The following is a 1,082-nucleotide window of genomic DNA, read 5'->3' on the forward strand; positions in this document are numbered from 1 at the left end:
GAAGGGTTCCCTGGCGGGGACGCCTTTCCCGGGCGCGGACGCGGCCCCGGCGGAGGAGATGGCCCTGGCGGGGGAGACGGCTCCGGTGACGGGTGCGTCCCCGGCGGAGGAGACAGCTCCGGCTGCGGAGTCCCCGGTAGCGGAGACGGRGACSRCCCCGGCYGGGAAGACGGCCCAGGMAGCGGAGACGGCCCCGGCCACGGAGTCAGCCCCGGCAGCGAAGACGGCTCCAGCGACGGAGACTGCCCCGGCAGCGAAGACGGCCCCAGCGGCGGAGTCAGCCCCGGCCACGGAGTCAGCCCCGGCAGCGAAGACGGCTCCAGCGACGGAGACTGCCCCGGCAGCGAAGACGGCCCCAGCGGCGGAGTCAGCCCCGGCCACGGAGTCAGCCCCGGCTGGGAAGACGGCTCCAGCGACGGAGACTGCCCCGGCCGTAGAGACGGGCCAGGCAGCGGAGACGGCCCCGGCCACGGAGACCACCCCGGCAGCGGAGACAGCCCCGGCTGCGGAGTCCCGGGCGACGGAGACGGCCCCGGCGACGGAGTCGGGCCCGGCGACGGAGTCGGGCCCGGCTGCGGAGACAACTTCGACGACGGAGACGGCTCCGGCCACGGAGACCGCCCCGGCGTTGGAGACGGCCCCGGCGGTGGGGACGACTCCGGCCACGGAGTTGGCCTCGGCAGCGGAGACAACTCCGGCCACGGAGACCGCCCCGGCAGGGAAGACGGCTCCGGCCACGGAGACCTCGTCGCAGGCGGGAGCAGCACCGGGGACGGAGGGCGAGCCCGGATCGAAGTCCGCGTCAGCGGTTGAGGCTCAGCTCAAGTCGCAGCTCGCGTCGGACGCCGCGTCGGAAACCACTACGGCGTCGAAGCCCGCTCCCGAAGCGGAGCCCGCACCGGCGGCGGAGCCCACCCCGGCGGCGGAAACCGAGCCGCAAGCGGTGCCCGCACCCGCCTCGGAGCCCCGGCCCGCATCAGAGCCCGCGTCGGACGCCGCGCAGGCCGTAGCCGCCCAGACCTCGGAGTCCGAGGCCAACGCCGCCGCTACCGCCCCCTCGGCAGAACCGGAAGCGGCGGCCC

At 76.4% G+C, this 1,082-nt stretch carries 1 pseudogene; it reads right to left on the reverse strand.

From position 1 onward, the window contains the following. Positions 1-816 precede the first annotated feature (816 nt). Positions 817-1,082 (reverse strand): annotated as a pseudogene (locus AB8Z36_RS41650) (hypothetical protein); the annotation flags it as partial.

It is taken from the genome of Streptomyces flavofungini (genome assembly GCF_041028215.1).
Classification (GTDB): domain Bacteria; phylum Actinomycetota; class Actinomycetes; order Streptomycetales; family Streptomycetaceae; genus Streptomyces; species Streptomyces flavofungini_B.